Here is a 15,815-nt window from a genome sequence, read left to right as displayed (position 1 = left end):
ATTTCTCCCTCGTTCTATCCTTTGTTTAACACCTACTCAGCATACTTTTCAATCCAATTTTCGCCATCATATTCGTTAATTTGTTTTTCTAATCTTGCAAGATAATCTTGCAACCTGCTATCCTCTTCACTGGCATACCATACATTTGCCCGTCCAAATCCATAAGTCCAACCATTTGATTTTCTTGGGACTTCCCACTGAACCTTTCTTGATCTGATGCCCGCAGGAAGTAGAACACAATCAGACGAATTTGCAATTGCATTGTAATATTGTATATCTTCCGGAGCAAACACTGCCTCTTGATAATGTCTGTAAACAGTAGCATGCTTGTACCAGCCAATAACTGTTGTAAACTTATGTGCCGGATGTTTTGCGCAATATACAACAAGTACATCATCTACTGATTCTTCTTTTTTACAATGCTCACAACCTGCAATATTCTCTATCCGCATTTGATTAACATCTTTCCCATTATGTGATTTTGTCTCGAAAAATCCCAGACAATATAAACCTTCCCTGCCCTCCATATTCACCGGTGTAAAATTATATTTTTCATGTGCATCTCCTGTCTCATCAACATAGCTTCCACCATTTAACGGAGTATCCTTTCCATCTTCATTTCCTCGATACTCCTTCATCCACGCTATGTTACAAAAAAGTATTCTCATCACATCAACCTTCTTTTCTCTTTGAAAATGGACTCAAGTCGATAAACAGTTTCTTCAATCCACTTGTGTCCTTGAACTCCTTGAATAAATACTCCAGAAGTTCTTCCTGCCTTGCCTGTCCTAATGTAAGCCGGTAAAGAGACAGTATCTTTATCAGCCTTTCATAATTAACCTCATCCTTACTCATAGGATACATTGGTACAAGTCTTTCTATTTTTACACTCTGATTTTTTCCGAAACACCAGAATGGTACAAGCTCTGACTGGTCATCCTGCTTTTCCGCTTTGGCTGCTTCAAACATTTCTGCCCATATGTCCCGCTTAAATGTGATGCCCTCCGCTTTCCCATATTTATCAGCAACATTCTGTCTGATTGCCAGACACTTAAATCTATTGATCCTGCCTTCCCTTTGTTCTAAATCAATCGGATTCCCTGGAAGATTCCAGTGCATAATCACACGACAGTAATTATGAAAATCAAGTCCTTCCTGCCCGATAGATGTTGTAGCAAGCACGAACGGACGCATTGGTGAATTAAATGCATTTCTAATGTTTTCTTTACGCATGACTACCTTGGAATTATCTCCTGCATCCTTTGTAAATCCAACCGCATAACTCGACCTGATTCGACACCCGTCACTTTTCTTGTCAGCTCCGTTGATACGCTTTTTGAAATCAGGATAAGTATCAGCGATATAGGTAGCTGTATGTATTTTCAATGAATCCATCATCATATCATGAACAATTTGATACTGGTTACCCTCTGACTGAAAACCCGCCGTTTCCTTCAACATATGGATATACTCATCAATCATCGCCTGAAAGCAGCCATCTTTACAGTATTTAAGTACGTTCTGCCAATGAGAATTATCATCTCTGCATCTGCCATAGGCAAGGTCAATGATAGCTGTTGACTCCGGTAAGTTAAAATTATTCACAAACACTTTTGCCAGTGATGTTGCTCTGGCTGTGCTTCTTCCATTTGAACGATAAATACATATTGCTGGCGATCCTAATACCATATTTACCAATGTTTCCAGAAGATCATCCGGCTTTCTTCCAAGATGAATCTCTTCCGGTGCATCGAGATAACTTCTTAGCCTATCAATATGAGCAAGAAATCCTTTATTTCTTTTATCCTTCGAACTGCTTCTGACCTCAGATGTTGTATCTTCTTCATCAACATTCATTTCCCACACAATATCGTCTATCCAATGTTTTGCATAAATGACTCCATCCATGAGCATCGGTGCGAGATAATACCATCTGGCATCCTCCTTATTACTAAACGCATCACCATACTTTTCATTGATTACTGCAAGCTTCTCTTTCAATTTCAGCCGTACCGATTTTTCTATAACTTCCAATGATTCATGATTATTCAATGACTCAATCGGTAAATACATATCCGAAAGTGTCTTAGATGGATAAAGCAGTGAAAATAGGCTCATGCCTCTTACTTCTCCATTTGAGACATTAAACCTCAGTCTTGCCACTGGGTATCTTCTCGAACCTTCCGCAAAATAACCTGTATTCTTCTTATCCTGGTTCTTTATCTGATGTACCAATTTTCCAACTGTAAGTCTTTCCGCCTCATAGGAAACCATAGCACCAATCATTCGTGGAACCATCTCCCATGCAGAAAAAACAAGTATTTTTGAAAACCCTTTGCTGTTTTTATATGCTCCCTGCATCTCATAATATGGCATTGATGGTGGAATCCACAGGTATTTTTCCGCCCCACCAATAAATGCCTTTTCTTTCAATGCTTCAAGCCTTGCATTAGTTTTCGGCAGTTCATCATATTTATTTATTTTGTTACGATTCAGCCACAAAAGATTCTGTTCTCTTTCATTTCCAAATTCATCGGGATGTTTCGTATAATATTTTTCTATCTGCTCTTTTATTTTGTATTTTTTCATAAAAGACATAAGATAAGGACAACTCTTTGCATAATCTACCGGCAACGTATGTTTTGAATCTGTTTTTGACAATAATCGTGACATCTGTATGTAAGAATTAATATCGTTCCCGTCTATCCGCAGATGGTGTTTCACACTGCTGTCATCTGTATAATCCCCAGAATCCATGACAGATATTCGTTCTGTCCTGCTGACTCCTTGATACATGGCGTTTTCCGCAAGTTCCTTCATACGGATAATTGCACTGTCTCCAGCTTTTAATTCACTTAAAGCAACGGAATAGTTTTTCCAGATTTCCTTAAAACTTGTATCTTTGACCTCATCGTCAAAAAGGAAGTTCATAACCTGAAAGAACTCTGCATAATGTTCGTCCAGCTGATTTTCATCAATTTCTTCAAGGGTAGAATACAATTTATATGGTGTTGCTGACAGCAGAAGCACTCTTGTATCATGTCCGCTAAGAAAACTATGTGTAAGGATGCCAAGCTCACTGTCATCAGATGATAGAAGAAATTTAAATCTCTGGAATTCATCCATGATTACAAGATCTGGTTCGAGCATGGATACACTGATTCTCGCAAACATCACACGTAATTTATTCATTACATAATAATTGGAATATGTAAGCTGTTTATTATATCTTCTTTCATGCAAATGATTAAGTAGCATGTCCTTGATTTCACTATATTCCGAATAATTTAAAATCTTATCAATTACATTTTGTGGATAGACACCATTCGTCATCTTTTCACATTCAACCACACGATTTTCAAAGCTCCATTTTGCCCATCCATCCCATGCTTTTACAGCATCTAATATCATAAACTTTTCAAGAGATGTCATATGTCCTTTAAAGTCAGGTATTCTCTTTAAGATTGCAAATATTAATGCTCTTTCCTGCACACTTCCTCCTCCTGAAGTCATACGGAAAGATGTTTCTGGTGTAAGCGGGATAAGCTGTATGTAACCTTCCTTTACTTGAGGATCATTCTCCTGCTCAGTAATCTTCAAATGCTGCATAGATAATCTTGTATCAGCTACTGAGCCAATACTATTTTTCCCTGTCACATCAAGTTTTCTAATGTTCTGATTTGCTATGTTCTGATTAGAGCAAATATATATCACTTTAAACAGCTCATCCTTTTCTTCAATTCTAAGTCTCGCCGTCTTCACAATTGCCCCTCTGGCAATAAGTGTTTTTCCCATACCGACCTCATCAGCAACAAGCACACGATTCTGATTATGTCTGAAAAGATACTCCACTCTTTCTACAGTAGCTCTTTGAAAATCTTTCAGACCGGCAAGGGTACGCTTTTCGATTTCATCTATATTAAATTGTGACACAACATCACCTCGTTATCTTCTGATTTTCAAAGTATTACAAAACGTTTCATAAAGTTCACGAAATTCATCCGGTATAATCTCATTATCAGTGACCATTTTTAGTATATACCCGATATCTTTTATTCTTTCCGGTTCGTCTACCGAAGTCTTAAGCATCTTCTCATAAAGTGCCGGCATAGCATCGCTTGAATTACAAAAAAAGCCGGATTCTCCCATCTGCTTTCCTTCAAGCATGGATGCAATATAATCATCCTCCAATACAAAAGCAATATATTCCACAAATGAAGCTCTGTCCTTTACAACACTGTTTACTGCAGCACTTTCTCTGTCATCTGGAAAACCGTTTGTAGGAATCATAATAATTCTTCGGATCGTATCATCACCTGATCTTGCAATAATCTCATAGAACTCAGATAACTGTAATATCTCAAGTTCTAAAAACTCAATGTGTTCTGCTAGTAACTGCTCCTGCTTGGAATTAAATGGTGATACTGTAATTGCACTATCAGATTCAATACCTCCAAACTCAACCACTATCTTATACTTTCCGACATTCTCATTATCTTCTGAAATTACAGCCTGCCTTTTCACTCGGCACAAGTCCTTAATTTTCTGCTCCAGCAGATTTCTATTATCACTTTCTGTTTCCAAAACAGCATCTGCTACTGTAACCTGTTCAAATGGATTCTTTACATCTCCTGCCGGTCCACAGAATATATCCTCTAAAAATTTATCCCCATTCAGATACATATTCTTTGTACCAAGCCACAGCATCATTTCAACATTTTTATTAATCGCAGAATAGGAAGCATTCATGGAACCAAGATACAGATCAACATCTGAATATTTCCTTCTCAGATAAATTTTCGCATGAATATCCTGCTTCTTTTTATCTGCCAGTTCATCTGAAATTTCATCCTCACCATCTATAATTTCATCCTTTAATGCATAGATGGTGAAATTATCTACATCTGATGTTTTGAGTTTTCCAAGCTCGGAACGTCTGGTAATAAGTGTTCTCTTACAGTCTGACAATGCCCTGTCTGTAAGGTTAAAATCAGCAATCACACTTTCTGACAAAAACGGAGACATCACTACAAGCTCATTAAATGACGAATTGGCATTTCCTTTTTCCTTGCAGAACAGAATATCCTCCTGCATCCGGTAGGCATTTTTTCCAATGCCAAGTGGAAGCACTTCAAAATTCTCTCCAAATATTTTACTATCAAGTGAAAAGGATACATCCTTAACGTCTGCACATAATCCGCGAATCAAATTCCTTTTCTTTCCGGCATTATTGCTGGTATTGTGCACATTCGTTACAAGATAATCCAGGAAATCACAAATAGGCTGTGTCTTTTTCTTCTGTCTGACATTTTCACTGCTATCCATTGCAAAGCTGATATCCCAGCTCCGGTCAAAAGTCAGATTTCTGCTCATTACCACAAAACGATATTTTTTATCTCCCTCAGCGTTTACATATGCTAATACCCATGTTTTCGGATGAAATGATGGGTATCGACCAAGCTGTCTATCCTTTGGCAGTGCGACTTCTACTACCATTTTTTCTAATAAAATAGATAGTGCGGTCGGTTTTGTTGATACTTTAATCTGTCCTGCTTCACAAAACAGCACGATTTTATCTGACACCTTCTGCAATGCATTCAGCATACCAATTGGATTTTGCATAAGCTTACTATCTGTTTCTTCAGATAATCCAAGGCATATCGCCACGGCTGTGAGTGCTTCCAGGTCAAGTGAATATGTAGTGCCTACTGCTCTATCCAGTCTATATCCGTCCGGAGGCATCAAAATACTGCTATAACCAGTTCTATCTCTGTTTGAATCCGGTCTAAACATCAGCACTCACCTCCCCAGCATAGATGTCATTCACAATTCTTCTGGCATTCGAGAATCTGTAATCAAGCATTCCACCACCTACCCATTTGGAATGATCAAATTCTTTTGTTCTGCTTAGCTTTGCTCTGGCTGCTCCTTTCAGGCTCCGTTCCCTCTTACAAATCAGTTCATCAGCCATATCAATATCCGATGCCATAAATGCTGTTTGTATCCCGCATAGAAAGCTCTTTGCTCTTGGATTTATCAGCTGCAATTCTGCAAAGACAGCATCCAGATCGACTGTTGCATTATGCCTGATATCCGGAAGTAACTTGCGCCATTCAGCATTTGCATAAATATTCTCGCCTTCTGACAGCATAACATTGTATCTTACTCTTGCCATATACACCAGATTATTAAAATCGCAGGCAAGCTTCATCATATATGCCATCTTTTCATTTACTTTTTCTGATAGTTCAGCCGTCAAAGAAGCAAAATCGTCATATTCATTCAAATTAATACGATTTTTCAGCACATATTCCAAAAGAGACCCTTTCGTTGACTTCTGAATCTGCTTATCCAGATAGAATGCTTCCTCCTGCGTCAACTCTATTGTAAGGTTGTCTCGCCAGTCATCATGATAAATCGGAAGATTCCAGAATCTAACATTACTGATATCTCCTGCATCTGAATCATCTCTCTCATTTTCTTCCGCATCATCATTTCTGTTTCCCATGCGACTGATGGACTTCTGTTCTTTTAGTTTTACTGCCAATGAAACATACTCCTGTATAGACAGACCATACTCACAGAATATTCCAAATGTACGAATTCCATTCCAGTAGATATCTGATGGTTTTCTTGCTACCCAGTCTTTTGGTAATACACGAGTTCCAATAACACCTTCCGCTTTGGAATCAGTTTCTAACAATCTGATACCACAATCTTTTTCAGCCGAATCTATAGCTCTTAAAACTCTATTGACATCCTTTCCATATCTGCCATCAACAGCTTCCCTTAGCACATATGGGACAATAAGGAAATACTTTGCTCTAGTCTGGATGGTTGAGGTCCCAGGAAAGAAATAATTAGCAAAAGCATCACGAACTATACCGATTCCAAGTTCATCGACTGCTCCCTGTTCACTCAGAAGGTTAATCACATCCAATGCCTTCTGCCTGTCTTCCTTTGAAAAATCTATCCATCCCAATTGCATATTGTTGCGCTCCCCACTTAACTGTTTATCTGATATTTATAATGAATTACAACTGTTCTCAGTATAGCATATATTGCTTTATTAAGTATCAATAATTTGCCTTATGAGAAGATTGGGAAGAACGAGCCGGTATATACTCGTTATCGTAATCATATATATATGAAGCGCAGATACCATCCGCATAATATCCCGATTCGCCTTCCATGCCTATTGACAATTTAGTATTGTCTTTGTAAAACGATTTCAATTCTAATCGCTCTCCAATCTGCTATTATTATAACATTCAATCGTTTTTTAAAACAAAAAAAGGATATAGGAATCAGCTTCCCACACCCTCATTAGTATCCTATCATTTGTCGCTTCCAAACATATGGAATCGACAAATCAAAACTTTCCGGTAATCAGCTAAAATCCCTCGAATTTCCTTTCGATTCGGAGGATTTTTTCGTGCAATTTTTCAAAAGCGATCTGAAGATAATTTAAACTAAAATTAGTCAATTCTTACCCGTTTTTTATTTTTCAAAAAAGCATCCATTTTCCTTATAAAACGGTTGCTTTTTCTCTAAACTATAGTATAATAAACCTTGTCGTGTGTATAGAAATACTAAACTCTAGGTTTACAAGTTTACTGTCCGTCTACTTCCATAGTTGTTCTTTTCGCCCCGAATTCTGCAATTTTTCGGGGTTTTTTGTTTGTCTATATCCGTCAGCGTTTATTCAGAGGTGGGCTAAAATTGGGCTAAATTTCTGCATAAAAAGAGCAGCTTCAACGGCTGCTCTCTCCTAAAATATACTTGCTATTTTCTGCATTTCTTCCGCTTTTGTATCTGGTAGGACATGGCTGTACAAATCCATTGTCATAGCTAAAGAACTATGTCCAAGAATAGTTTTAAGCACTTGCGGTTTCATTCCGGCTTCAATGGCTCTTGTGGCGAATGTATGACGAAATACATGGCTTGTGATCCGTGGAAAATCTTCCCCTGCTTCATGTATTTTCTTGACAACATTATCAATTTCCGTTTGTAACATCTGAACGCTGATCGGGTTTCCATCTACAGTACAAAATAAATATCTGTCTATTTTTTCTATCTTGAATAACCAGTAATTTTTTTGGTTTTCCAGGTAGATCATTGTATCAGCCATTAACGGTACATCTCTGATTGACGTTTTCGTTTTTGCCGTATCATCAATGAAGCCTTGTCCGTTGATATATTTTAGAGTTCTTGTAATGTGTATTACATTTTCTTTTCTATCAATATCGCTCCAACGAAGTCCCCGGATTTCCCCGGAACGCATTCCGGTTCTAAGCATAACAGCAAAAAGATTATACAAATAACTGTCCTTTGCATATTCCATAAACAAGCTTTGCTGCTCTCTGGTCAAGGCTGTTCTTTCCTTTTCTGGTTTGGTCTTACGTGGTAAATTGGTAGCATCGAAGGGGTTTCTTGCTATTATTCCATCCTTTACAGCTTGTTTAAAAGTACTATTCATAAAAGCTTTTATGACCTTTATTGTAGCCAGTTTATGATCGCTTTTTACCAGATCATTATAAAATTTCTGAATGTCTGCACCCTTTATTTTATCAAGCTTCACATTTCCGAAACGTTCTTTTACGCATGAATTATAATAATTTCGATACGTTTGGATTGTTCCGATCTTAACAGAATTCATCTTATAATTTTCAATCCAGAAATTGAACCATTCATCAAAAGTATAGCTTGTCGGCTTGATATATGTTCCATGTGCAAGCCGGTATTTTAGATCAACTCTCTTTTTCTTCGCTTCGGTGAGAGTTGGAGCATATTCATAATATGTTTTTCCATCATGTTTCACTCTGATTTCAAAGGAATTCGTATTTTTCTTTCTGATCCCTGTTGGTAATTTCTTCCCCTTTGTAACTGCTGCCATAATATCACATCTTCCTACTGTAATTCTTTGCTTAGCTTGTTTATTAGTGTTTCCATCTTTTTCCAGAAAATCAGATTATTTCCGGCTGCCGGAGCTGTCGGATTATCTTTCAGACTTTCCCATACTTCAATTTCATCTGTGATTCTTTGATGTGTAAGTGCAAAATACATTTTAAGATCAACAACTTCTTCTGTAGTTAATGCGATATGCTTCATTAGCTGTTTTTCTTCCTTTGCTTTGCCGTTGGTATATGAAAATATTGTCTTACTGTTTTTTAGTGGCTCCTGCTTAGGATTTTTTTTGTTGTTTGACACATCAACTTTTATCTTTTTTGGTTCTTCCTGCATCAAAACATATTTTACAGGCTCTTTCTTTTCTGGTTTTGTATATTTTACTGTATAACTCATAAATTATTCTCCTTTCACTCCGTTGATGCTTTTTTCTGCTTTAGCAGCTTTAAGCCCTTGTCCATATCCAAGACAAAATGCAGCCGAAGCAATTTGATATTTAGTAGAATATTTTTCCGTTATCTCTACCAATGTATGAAAACTGACATCGTATCTTGATGATATATTTTTCCGGGCTTCTTCAATCGCATTCATTACATTTATCCTTGCCATGTTTTTACTCCTTTTCTACATTTTTACAAATATTCTCTGCACTTTCGCAATACACTCTTGCAGTACGCACAAGCCACATGATCCGATCATGTTCAAAAAGAAATCGACAACTTGCTTCTCCAACTTCATTACCTGTATCCCCTCTGTAAAATTTTATAGCTTCTGTCATGTTTAAATTCCAATACGTGTCGTACCTGTCTGTGATTTCGTTTAATGCCATTTTGAGTTCGCTTAACTCTGCCTTTACATCAGATAAAGCATCTTCAAGTCTTTTTTCATTTTCCATTTTGAATCTTCCTTTCTTAAAAAAGTATTTATTTGTATTCGCTTGTATTCATTTTACCATCACTTTTTATAGATGTCAATATGAATACAATTGTATTCATATTGCTTTCATGCTAAAATGAATTTGAAAGGAGCTGTTTTTATGGGAAATACCATTCCAACAACTGTGAGAATTCCAGAAGAGTTAAAATCTAATCTGGAAGAGATTGCGAAACGTGAAAACCGAAGTTTAAACAACTTAATCAACATTATTTTGCAGTCATACGTCAATGAAGATAAAGCAAAATGATAATTTTAAAGGCAAGGTCTGTTTCCCCTTGCCTTTTTGCTGTCTCATTTTCAATTTCTGTTGCAATAACTCCATGGCTAGGACACTAGTTATCAATTTCAATGCTTTCAGTAGTAAATTGTTCGACTGGTGGTCTGTGTCCCATTCTAAACGGGAATAGAGGGCAAGTTTTTAAAAGGCATTCCCGAACCTCTAACCGTTGCCCGGCGCAGCATTCCAAACATTTTCGCCTAATTGCTTTCAGTGGTGTAATTTTAGACATTATTTTTCGCCCCCATTGACCTGATAGAGCGAATCCATAGCATAAATTAGCTTTGCCTTGCTGCCATCTACGGTATCAAATTCAATCAGTATGCCGTTTTCGCCCCCAATCTTTATATCTTCGATGCTTATAACTTTTGCACCGTATAAAGACGGGATAGCATCTGCGTAGTCTACTTCCTGCATCTCTTCTGTAATTTCTTCTGTATCATTTTCTTCTGGAAATACTTCCGTAGAACCATCAATTATTTTCTGAAGTTCACGCAAATTGTACATAGCATCACAAAGCTTATCTGAAATAGCATCTGTTAAATCATTTATTTTTTCAATTGATGCCTGATCTCTAGGCTCGTCCGCTGAAAAGATATTTCCAGTGGCAAGCTGATAATTAGCAAATTCCAAAGAATTCATTATATTTTCAAGATTCGCTTCAACTTCATTCATTTCAAAATAACAATTATCACTCATGTTAATACCTCTTTCTTCAAATAATTTCTTTGATTTTCTTTCTCATTCTCAATTTTTTCAGTGCTTGCTGTTGTAATTGCCGGACTTGTTTTTCTGTATCTCCCGTATTCTCTGCAATTTTTGCCACTGTTAAATTATCCAGATAAAACAATTTGATAACTTCACATTCAGCAGGCAATAAAACATCATTGAGAATTTCCCAAAACTCCGCTATAGACAACCTTTTTACAGTTTTCTCTTCCAGATCAGTTACACCCGGCAGCAGTTCCGCTAATGTGCTTTCATTATCTTCACCGATTGGAACATCTATGGAAGTGATTTTTAAATCCTTTAAAATGTCCAATTCCCGTAAATAATCCCTTGAAATAAAGAACTCACGCATCACAAGGGCATTATCTGGCATACGTCCATGTTGTTTTTCATAATTCTCCCGGAACTTTTTTATTTGCAGTATCAATGTCAGTTGATTTTCCGTCACATTAGAGTGCTTTGCGATCACTCTGTTTAAATGCCATTTCACACAACTGTATAAATACGTCTTAAAACTTGCTCCACGCTCAAAACTATAGCTGTTTACGGTACTTTTCAGAGCTAGAAAGCATTCTTGTAATAAATCATCATATTCCAGAACATTAGAATAATCTGCACGATTACGGCATAGTTTTTTGAATAAAGGCAAATATTGATTGTACAAGGCTAGCAGAGCGAGCTTGTCACCCTGCTTTGCCTGTGTAATAGTTTTGATTTCTGATAAATCCATTTTACTGATCTACGTTTTCGCTTTCCTCTTCTGGACTCACATTTTCAGTTGCATCATCTTCCGGCTTGTAAAAGTTTGTATCTGGTTCTTCTGGATCAACACCAAACCCGTTAAGAAATTCGCCGTCTTTGTCAGCATTTTCGGCTTTTTTCTTTTCATTTTCTGCAATATCTCTTGAAATTTCTTCATCAATAGACTTCGCTACTGTACGAATTTCCATATTTTCCGGCATAATCTCCACAGAAGAAAGCTGATTTCCAACGAAAATATCAATTTCAGCATCTGGAAGTCTAAGCCAGTTTTTTCCGTCCTCATCATCTGCAAATTTTCCGAACGTTTCATTCATCTTGTGGAACTTTTCAATTTTCTGATCTGGTGAAACATAATTTTTAAGCTCATAACCGTGAGATTTCGCATAATCATGTAATAAGCGTGCGTCAGCTTGATTATTTCCGGCTTTTTTGGCAAGATACAACAGTTCCTGCGGACTGTAACTAATTCCAGAAGAAAGAGCTGTTGCAAGCTTTCTATCAAGCCCCTCGCCTGTCAGATCGGCAAATTCAAACGCCCAATCCGCAAAATCATTTTCCAGATTAGATAAAAGTGTTTTCATGCCGGCTCTTTTTTCAGAAATTTCCTGCTGAATTTTCTTAGTTTCTCTTTCTTTTGCTTCATTTGTTAAATCTTTAAGTAAATTGGTTTCATCAATCAAACCTTTTAACTTTTTCTCTTCCTCAACATATGCTCTATAAATTCTTTTGCTTTCTGCCATAAAATCGCTTTCACATTTAAATTTTCTCATCATTTTTATTTCCTTTCTTTCTACCCGTTCCGGGTAAGTCCCTTTTTTATTTTTTCTTTGTTTCAGCACCTCAGAGACACCCCGGGGATGATTCCACCATAACCCCCGGCACGGATCAGGCAGTAGCCAATATAACCATATTTCTTCATCTGATCCGCTATTTCCGTAATACTAAATTAGTGATTTACTTTCACAACTCCATAGAACCGCTATTTTACAAGCTTTCTCAGCTTTTCACTCAATGAAGTATCACTTTTTAGACCACTTTTGATTTATGATCCAGACATTCCAAACAGAATTTCAATAAAAATACCTTGAAATCACAACTGTTTTGCTATGTCCTTTTTATGTACCTCAGACGATAGCAGTTTAACCGCTATTTTTTATTCGTCTTGGAGTCTCTGCAAGTCACTCTTTTTTTACTACCTCGAACGATGCTGTTGTTCAGCCTTTTTTACCGTGATGGAGTGTGTCTGCAAGTTACCCATTTTTTTACCGTGTTGAAGTACATCTAGGTTAGTTATTTAATTGTTCTTCTTTATATTCTCTGGCTTACGCTTTCCATAAATTCCATGCAAAGCCATGTGACACCGAGGGCAAACCACAATCAAATCATCCATTTTTTCACTTCCTACATTTTTATAAGTCAGATGATGCACTTGCAAGCCGTTAGGTTTCCAAGGCTGATAACCGCATTTTTCACAACGTCCATCTGCCCGTCTTAGAACTTCTTGTCGAAGCTGCTGCCAGTGTCGTGTACGAAGATATCGCTTGTATGTATTTTTATCCATGTACTACCCTTTCAGAAAGACATACCATATGGTATATATAGATAATGTGTATACACCGTATAACGTAAATTCTTAAATCAAGCCTATTTCGTTATATGGTGTATAACAAAATCTCTTTACAGTTACATTTTGTTATATGCTGTATAACAGTCTGTTATATGCCGTATACACAGTAAAATGTTTTTAACTGCTATCTTTCCACTTGCTACTGAACCGGTAAACATTTATTTTTTTTCTATGTTTATTCGATTCATATTTTTCTATAAATCCTTTCTCTATTAGTTCTTTGAAGTATCTTTGTGAATTTGTTCGTTGTAATCCGTATTCTAATTGCTGCTTAGCCGGAAATACAAAACATGAGTCTGGATATTTCACGCCAAATTCTTCACTGTGATTATGCAAGCAAGCTTTTCCTGCGCTGCTTTTATGCTGAATCCTACATAATACATATAGCATTCTTGCCGGACTGCTCAATGCTTTAAACTGTTCAGACTTCACCATGCTTTCATATATCGAACCAAAATTTTCATGCTTGTTATTACCTATGCAGGCGTTATAATCCGGCTTAAAACTCTTTTTAGCCATTTTCTTGCCTGCTTTCCGCTATTCAGCTTTGCAATTTTCCTCAATGTAATTGAGAAGAATATCTTTTCGTATTCTGCTACATCGCCCGATTTTTCTTATTGCTCCGGCAGATGAAGCTAAATTACGAACCGTATTTCTACCAAGATTTGTAATCGAACAAGCCTGATCTAAGTCAACAAGTTCACCATTTATATTTTTGTTTGTTGATAAATTCATATCTTTTCCTTTCTTTTCTCTTGTCTACAGTTTCCATGATTGCAATCATCATAAACATGTTCAACACGTCACATGCCGTATGCGTGATTAAACGTATGAAGCATCGTTGTTTGTCACACACAACATAAAAATACATAAATCACCATCAATCAGAAGTACATCATAATTGCAGTACGTCTAACGGGAATCATCATGTTTACATCAAATAATGATAACGGTACTTGAACTTAATATTCAAATACTATATAATTATATTTAAAATAGATAATTATTTGTTATGAGGATTTATATATGCGTGAAAAAGATATTGAAACAACTACAGAAGATAAAGAAATACAATTAGACTATATTTCTATAAAAAAGAAATTGAATGAAGTGAGAAAGCAAAAGAAATTAACACAAAAACAGCTTTCAAAAATAGCCGGAGTTCAGCAAGGACGAATATCAACTTGCCTAAATGAAGAAAATTCTGATTTTTTTACATTTGAGCAAATGTACCGTATATGCTCAGCTCTTGATCTATCTATGGATAATCTTACAGGTTTAAAAACCAAAAATAGCGATCTCACTCCGGTCGATTTTGCAATGATGCTCGCATCTTTTTCTAAGCAAGACACTTCCGGCATTAGATTTAAAAAAATAACAGTAAAAGAGCACGTTTGTCCTGTTAATGAAGACTTAGGCATAACAGGACTTGACACTAATGAATATTATGCTTTTTATTTTTCCAACCATGGAATGAATAATACAAATCCCGGAATGAATTATTTTGCAATTTGTGTAAATCATTTTGTAGAAAAATTTATTAAATTCAATAAATTGCTTCAAGATTATGTAATTGATAGTGAAGAATATGAAACATTACTTGACAATGCTTTAAGAAAACTTTCATCGGAATATAAAGAATATATAGATGAACTATAAATCAACTATAGCAGACTAATCTTGTTTTTTCTCTATCTGCCTGTTATCCTATCATTGTCGATTCCAAGCGTAAGGAATCGTAAAATCAAAACTTTTTGGTAATCAGCTAAAGTCCCTCGAATTTCCTTTCGGTTCGGGGGATTTTTTTCATATAATTTTCGCAAAGTGGTCTAAAGGTGGTCTAAATAAAAATTAGTCATTTCTTACCGAATTTTTATTTTTCCAAAAAACCTCCATTTTCCTTATAAAACGGTTGCTTTTTCTCTAAACTATAGTATAATAAACCTTGTCGTGTGTATAGAAATACTAAACTCTAGGTTTATTTTTATTTTTACAAACAATTTACAGAAAGGAGCTATTTATGAACATCGGACAGAAAGTAAGGGAGCTCCGTATTGCGAAAAATCTTACCCAGGAAGAACTTGCAGACCGGAGTGAGCTTTCGAAGGGATTCATTTCCCAGCTGGAACGGGATCTTACTTCTCCTTCTATCGCCACACTGGTTGATATTCTGCAGTGTCTCGGCACCAATCTGAATGAATTTTTCAGCGATGACGAGGAAGAACAGGTTGTCTTCGGTGATGAGGATTATTTTGAAAAAAAGGATACTGATCTGAAGAATACGATTGAATGGATCATTCCGAATGCCCAGCGCAATATGATGGAACCGATCCGTCTTACCCTGGCTCCGGGCGGTGCAACCTACCCGGATCTTCCACACGAAGGTGAGGAATTCGGATACGTGCTTCAGGGTTCCGTCAAAATCCACGTAGGCAATAAGGTCTACAAAGCTAAAAAGGGAGAATCCTTTTATTTTACTCCCCACGCAAAGCATTATATAGAAGCATCGTCTTCTTCCGGGGCACGCCTGATCTGGGTCAGCACTCCCCCAAGTTTTTAAGTACACAGGAGGATTAT

General features: G+C 36.7%; 17 protein-coding genes. 3 read left to right on the top strand and 14 right to left on the bottom strand.

Annotated elements, in window-relative coordinates; all coding sequences use genetic code 11:
- Window positions 1-32: 32 nt before the first annotated feature.
- The 8 genes from PG766_RS00965 to PG766_RS00930 form a co-directional block, all read right to left on the bottom strand.
- Window positions 33-668 (bottom strand): hypothetical protein, encoded by a 636-nt coding sequence (locus PG766_RS00965; RefSeq protein WP_182438570.1) that lies wholly within the window; start codon window positions 666-668, stop codon window positions 33-35.
- Between the two features lie 4 nt (window positions 669-672).
- A complete protein-coding gene (locus PG766_RS00960; protein WP_118198408.1) occupies window positions 673-3,933 on the bottom strand; it encodes a DEAD/DEAH box helicase in 3,261 nt (1,086 codons plus the stop codon).
- A 12-nt stretch (window positions 3,934-3,945) separates the two neighbouring features.
- Window positions 3,946-5,793, bottom strand: a complete 1,848-nt coding sequence (locus tag PG766_RS00955) for a phospholipase D family protein (protein WP_118198409.1) — start codon at window positions 5,791-5,793, stop codon at window positions 3,946-3,948.
- On the bottom strand, window positions 5,786-6,988 hold the full coding sequence (locus PG766_RS00950) for a DUF6361 family protein (protein WP_118198410.1): 1,203 nt from the start codon (window positions 6,986-6,988) through the stop codon (window positions 5,786-5,788). The genes PG766_RS00955 and PG766_RS00950 overlap by 8 nt, the downstream gene beginning before the upstream one ends.
- A 783-nt stretch (window positions 6,989-7,771) precedes the next feature.
- The gene (locus PG766_RS00945) at window positions 7,772-8,896 is read right to left on the bottom strand and encodes a tyrosine-type recombinase/integrase (protein ID WP_270590253.1); all 1,125 of its coding nucleotides are present in this window, start codon (window positions 8,894-8,896) and stop codon (window positions 7,772-7,774) included.
- 14 nt (window positions 8,897-8,910) lie between these two features.
- A complete protein-coding gene (locus PG766_RS00940; protein ID WP_173686464.1) occupies window positions 8,911-9,303 on the bottom strand; it encodes a hypothetical protein in 393 nt (130 codons plus the stop codon).
- Between the two features lie 3 nt (window positions 9,304-9,306).
- Window positions 9,307-9,516, bottom strand: coding sequence for a hypothetical protein (locus PG766_RS00935; RefSeq protein ID WP_173686463.1), 210 nt, complete (start codon window positions 9,514-9,516; stop codon window positions 9,307-9,309).
- A gap of 4 nt (window positions 9,517-9,520) precedes the next feature.
- Window positions 9,521-9,802, bottom strand: a complete 282-nt coding sequence (locus PG766_RS00930; RefSeq protein ID WP_173686462.1) for a hypothetical protein — start codon at window positions 9,800-9,802, stop codon at window positions 9,521-9,523.
- 141 nt (window positions 9,803-9,943) lie between these two features.
- On the opposite strand from PG766_RS00930, the gene PG766_RS00925 reads away from it, so the two are divergent.
- Complete coding sequence (locus PG766_RS00925; RefSeq protein WP_173686461.1) at window positions 9,944-10,090, top strand: ribbon-helix-helix domain-containing protein; 147 nt, start codon at window positions 9,944-9,946, stop codon at window positions 10,088-10,090.
- Between the two features lie 261 nt (window positions 10,091-10,351).
- Here the strand turns inward: PG766_RS00925 and PG766_RS00920 are convergent, their stop codons facing one another.
- The 6 genes from PG766_RS00920 to PG766_RS00895 all read right to left on the bottom strand — a co-directional run bounded on the left by PG766_RS00920 (window position 10,352) and on the right by PG766_RS00895 (window position 13,973).
- A complete protein-coding gene (locus PG766_RS00920; RefSeq protein ID WP_173686460.1) occupies window positions 10,352-10,819 on the bottom strand; it encodes a hypothetical protein in 468 nt (155 codons plus the stop codon).
- 16 nt (window positions 10,820-10,835) lie between these two features.
- Window positions 10,836-11,579: a sigma-70 family RNA polymerase sigma factor gene (locus PG766_RS00915; RefSeq protein WP_270590251.1), complete on the bottom strand. Its 744-nt coding sequence runs from the start codon at window positions 11,577-11,579 to the stop codon at window positions 10,836-10,838.
- Between the two features lies 1 nt (window position 11,580).
- Window positions 11,581-12,384 carry a hypothetical protein gene (locus PG766_RS00910; RefSeq protein WP_270590249.1) on the bottom strand — a complete coding sequence of 268 codons (804 nt, stop codon included), beginning with the start codon at window positions 12,382-12,384 and terminating at the stop codon, window positions 11,581-11,583.
- 521 nt (window positions 12,385-12,905) lie between these two features.
- Window positions 12,906-13,172: an HNH endonuclease gene (locus PG766_RS00905; protein WP_270590247.1), complete on the bottom strand. Its 267-nt coding sequence runs from the start codon at window positions 13,170-13,172 to the stop codon at window positions 12,906-12,908.
- A gap of 183 nt (window positions 13,173-13,355) precedes the next feature.
- Entirely contained in the window at window positions 13,356-13,757 is a 402-nt protein-coding gene (locus tag PG766_RS00900) for a hypothetical protein (RefSeq protein ID WP_270590246.1), read from the bottom strand.
- Between the two features lie 18 nt (window positions 13,758-13,775).
- Entirely contained in the window at window positions 13,776-13,973 is a 198-nt protein-coding gene (locus PG766_RS00895) for a DUF6462 family protein (protein WP_270590245.1), read from the bottom strand.
- A gap of 291 nt (window positions 13,974-14,264) precedes the next feature.
- On the opposite strand from PG766_RS00895, the gene PG766_RS00890 reads away from it, so the two are divergent.
- Both PG766_RS00890 and PG766_RS00885 read left to right on the top strand, forming a co-directional pair.
- Complete coding sequence (locus PG766_RS00890) at window positions 14,265-14,897, top strand: helix-turn-helix domain-containing protein (RefSeq protein ID WP_270590244.1); 633 nt, start codon at window positions 14,265-14,267, stop codon at window positions 14,895-14,897.
- A gap of 361 nt (window positions 14,898-15,258) precedes the next feature.
- A complete protein-coding gene (locus PG766_RS00885; protein WP_008374904.1) occupies window positions 15,259-15,798 on the top strand; it encodes a helix-turn-helix domain-containing protein in 540 nt (179 codons plus the stop codon).
- Window positions 15,799-15,815: the final 17 nt, after the last annotated feature.

It is taken from the genome of Coprococcus sp. LG101-27 (assembly GCF_027695515.1).
Lineage (GTDB): Bacteria > Bacillota > Clostridia > Lachnospirales > Lachnospiraceae > Allocoprococcus > Allocoprococcus comes.
The sequence above is the reverse complement of the archived record's forward strand: the minus strand, read 5'-3'. Positions and strand labels throughout refer to the sequence as shown.

What these genes read in the sequence shown, in the direction of transcription:
- PG766_RS00965 (WP_182438570.1), bottom strand. Translation starts at nt 668, where the DNA reads ATGAGAATACTTTTTTGTAACATAGCGTGGATGAAGGAGTATCGAGGA.
- PG766_RS00955 (WP_118198409.1), bottom strand. Translation starts at nt 5,793, where the DNA reads ATGTTTAGACCGGATTCAAACAGAGATAGAACTGGTTATAGCAGTATT.
- PG766_RS00950 (WP_118198410.1), bottom strand. Translation starts at nt 6,988, where the DNA reads ATGCAATTGGGATGGATAGATTTTTCAAAGGAAGACAGGCAGAAGGCA.
- PG766_RS00945 (WP_270590253.1), bottom strand. Translation starts at nt 8,896, where the DNA reads ATGGCAGCAGTTACAAAGGGGAAGAAATTACCAACAGGGATCAGAAAG.
- PG766_RS00940 (WP_173686464.1), bottom strand. Translation starts at nt 9,303, where the DNA reads ATGAGTTATACAGTAAAATATACAAAACCAGAAAAGAAAGAGCCTGTA.
- PG766_RS00935 (WP_173686463.1), bottom strand. Translation starts at nt 9,516, where the DNA reads ATGGCAAGGATAAATGTAATGAATGCGATTGAAGAAGCCCGGAAAAAT.
- PG766_RS00930 (WP_173686462.1), bottom strand. Translation starts at nt 9,802, where the DNA reads ATGGAAAATGAAAAAAGACTTGAAGATGCTTTATCTGATGTAAAGGCA.
- PG766_RS00925 (WP_173686461.1), top strand. Translation starts at nt 9,944, where the DNA reads ATGGGAAATACCATTCCAACAACTGTGAGAATTCCAGAAGAGTTAAAA.
- PG766_RS00920 (WP_173686460.1), bottom strand. Translation starts at nt 10,819, where the DNA reads ATGAGTGATAATTGTTATTTTGAAATGAATGAAGTTGAAGCGAATCTT.
- PG766_RS00915 (WP_270590251.1), bottom strand. Translation starts at nt 11,579, where the DNA reads ATGGATTTATCAGAAATCAAAACTATTACACAGGCAAAGCAGGGTGAC.
- PG766_RS00910 (WP_270590249.1), bottom strand. Translation starts at nt 12,384, where the DNA reads ATGATGAGAAAATTTAAATGTGAAAGCGATTTTATGGCAGAAAGCAAA.
- PG766_RS00905 (WP_270590247.1), bottom strand. Translation starts at nt 13,172, where the DNA reads ATGGATAAAAATACATACAAGCGATATCTTCGTACACGACACTGGCAG.
- PG766_RS00900 (WP_270590246.1), bottom strand. Translation starts at nt 13,757, where the DNA reads ATGGCTAAAAAGAGTTTTAAGCCGGATTATAACGCCTGCATAGGTAAT.
- PG766_RS00895 (WP_270590245.1), bottom strand. Translation starts at nt 13,973, where the DNA reads ATGAATTTATCAACAAACAAAAATATAAATGGTGAACTTGTTGACTTA.
- PG766_RS00890 (WP_270590244.1), top strand. Translation starts at nt 14,265, where the DNA reads ATGCGTGAAAAAGATATTGAAACAACTACAGAAGATAAAGAAATACAA.
- PG766_RS00885 (WP_008374904.1), top strand. Translation starts at nt 15,259, where the DNA reads ATGAACATCGGACAGAAAGTAAGGGAGCTCCGTATTGCGAAAAATCTT.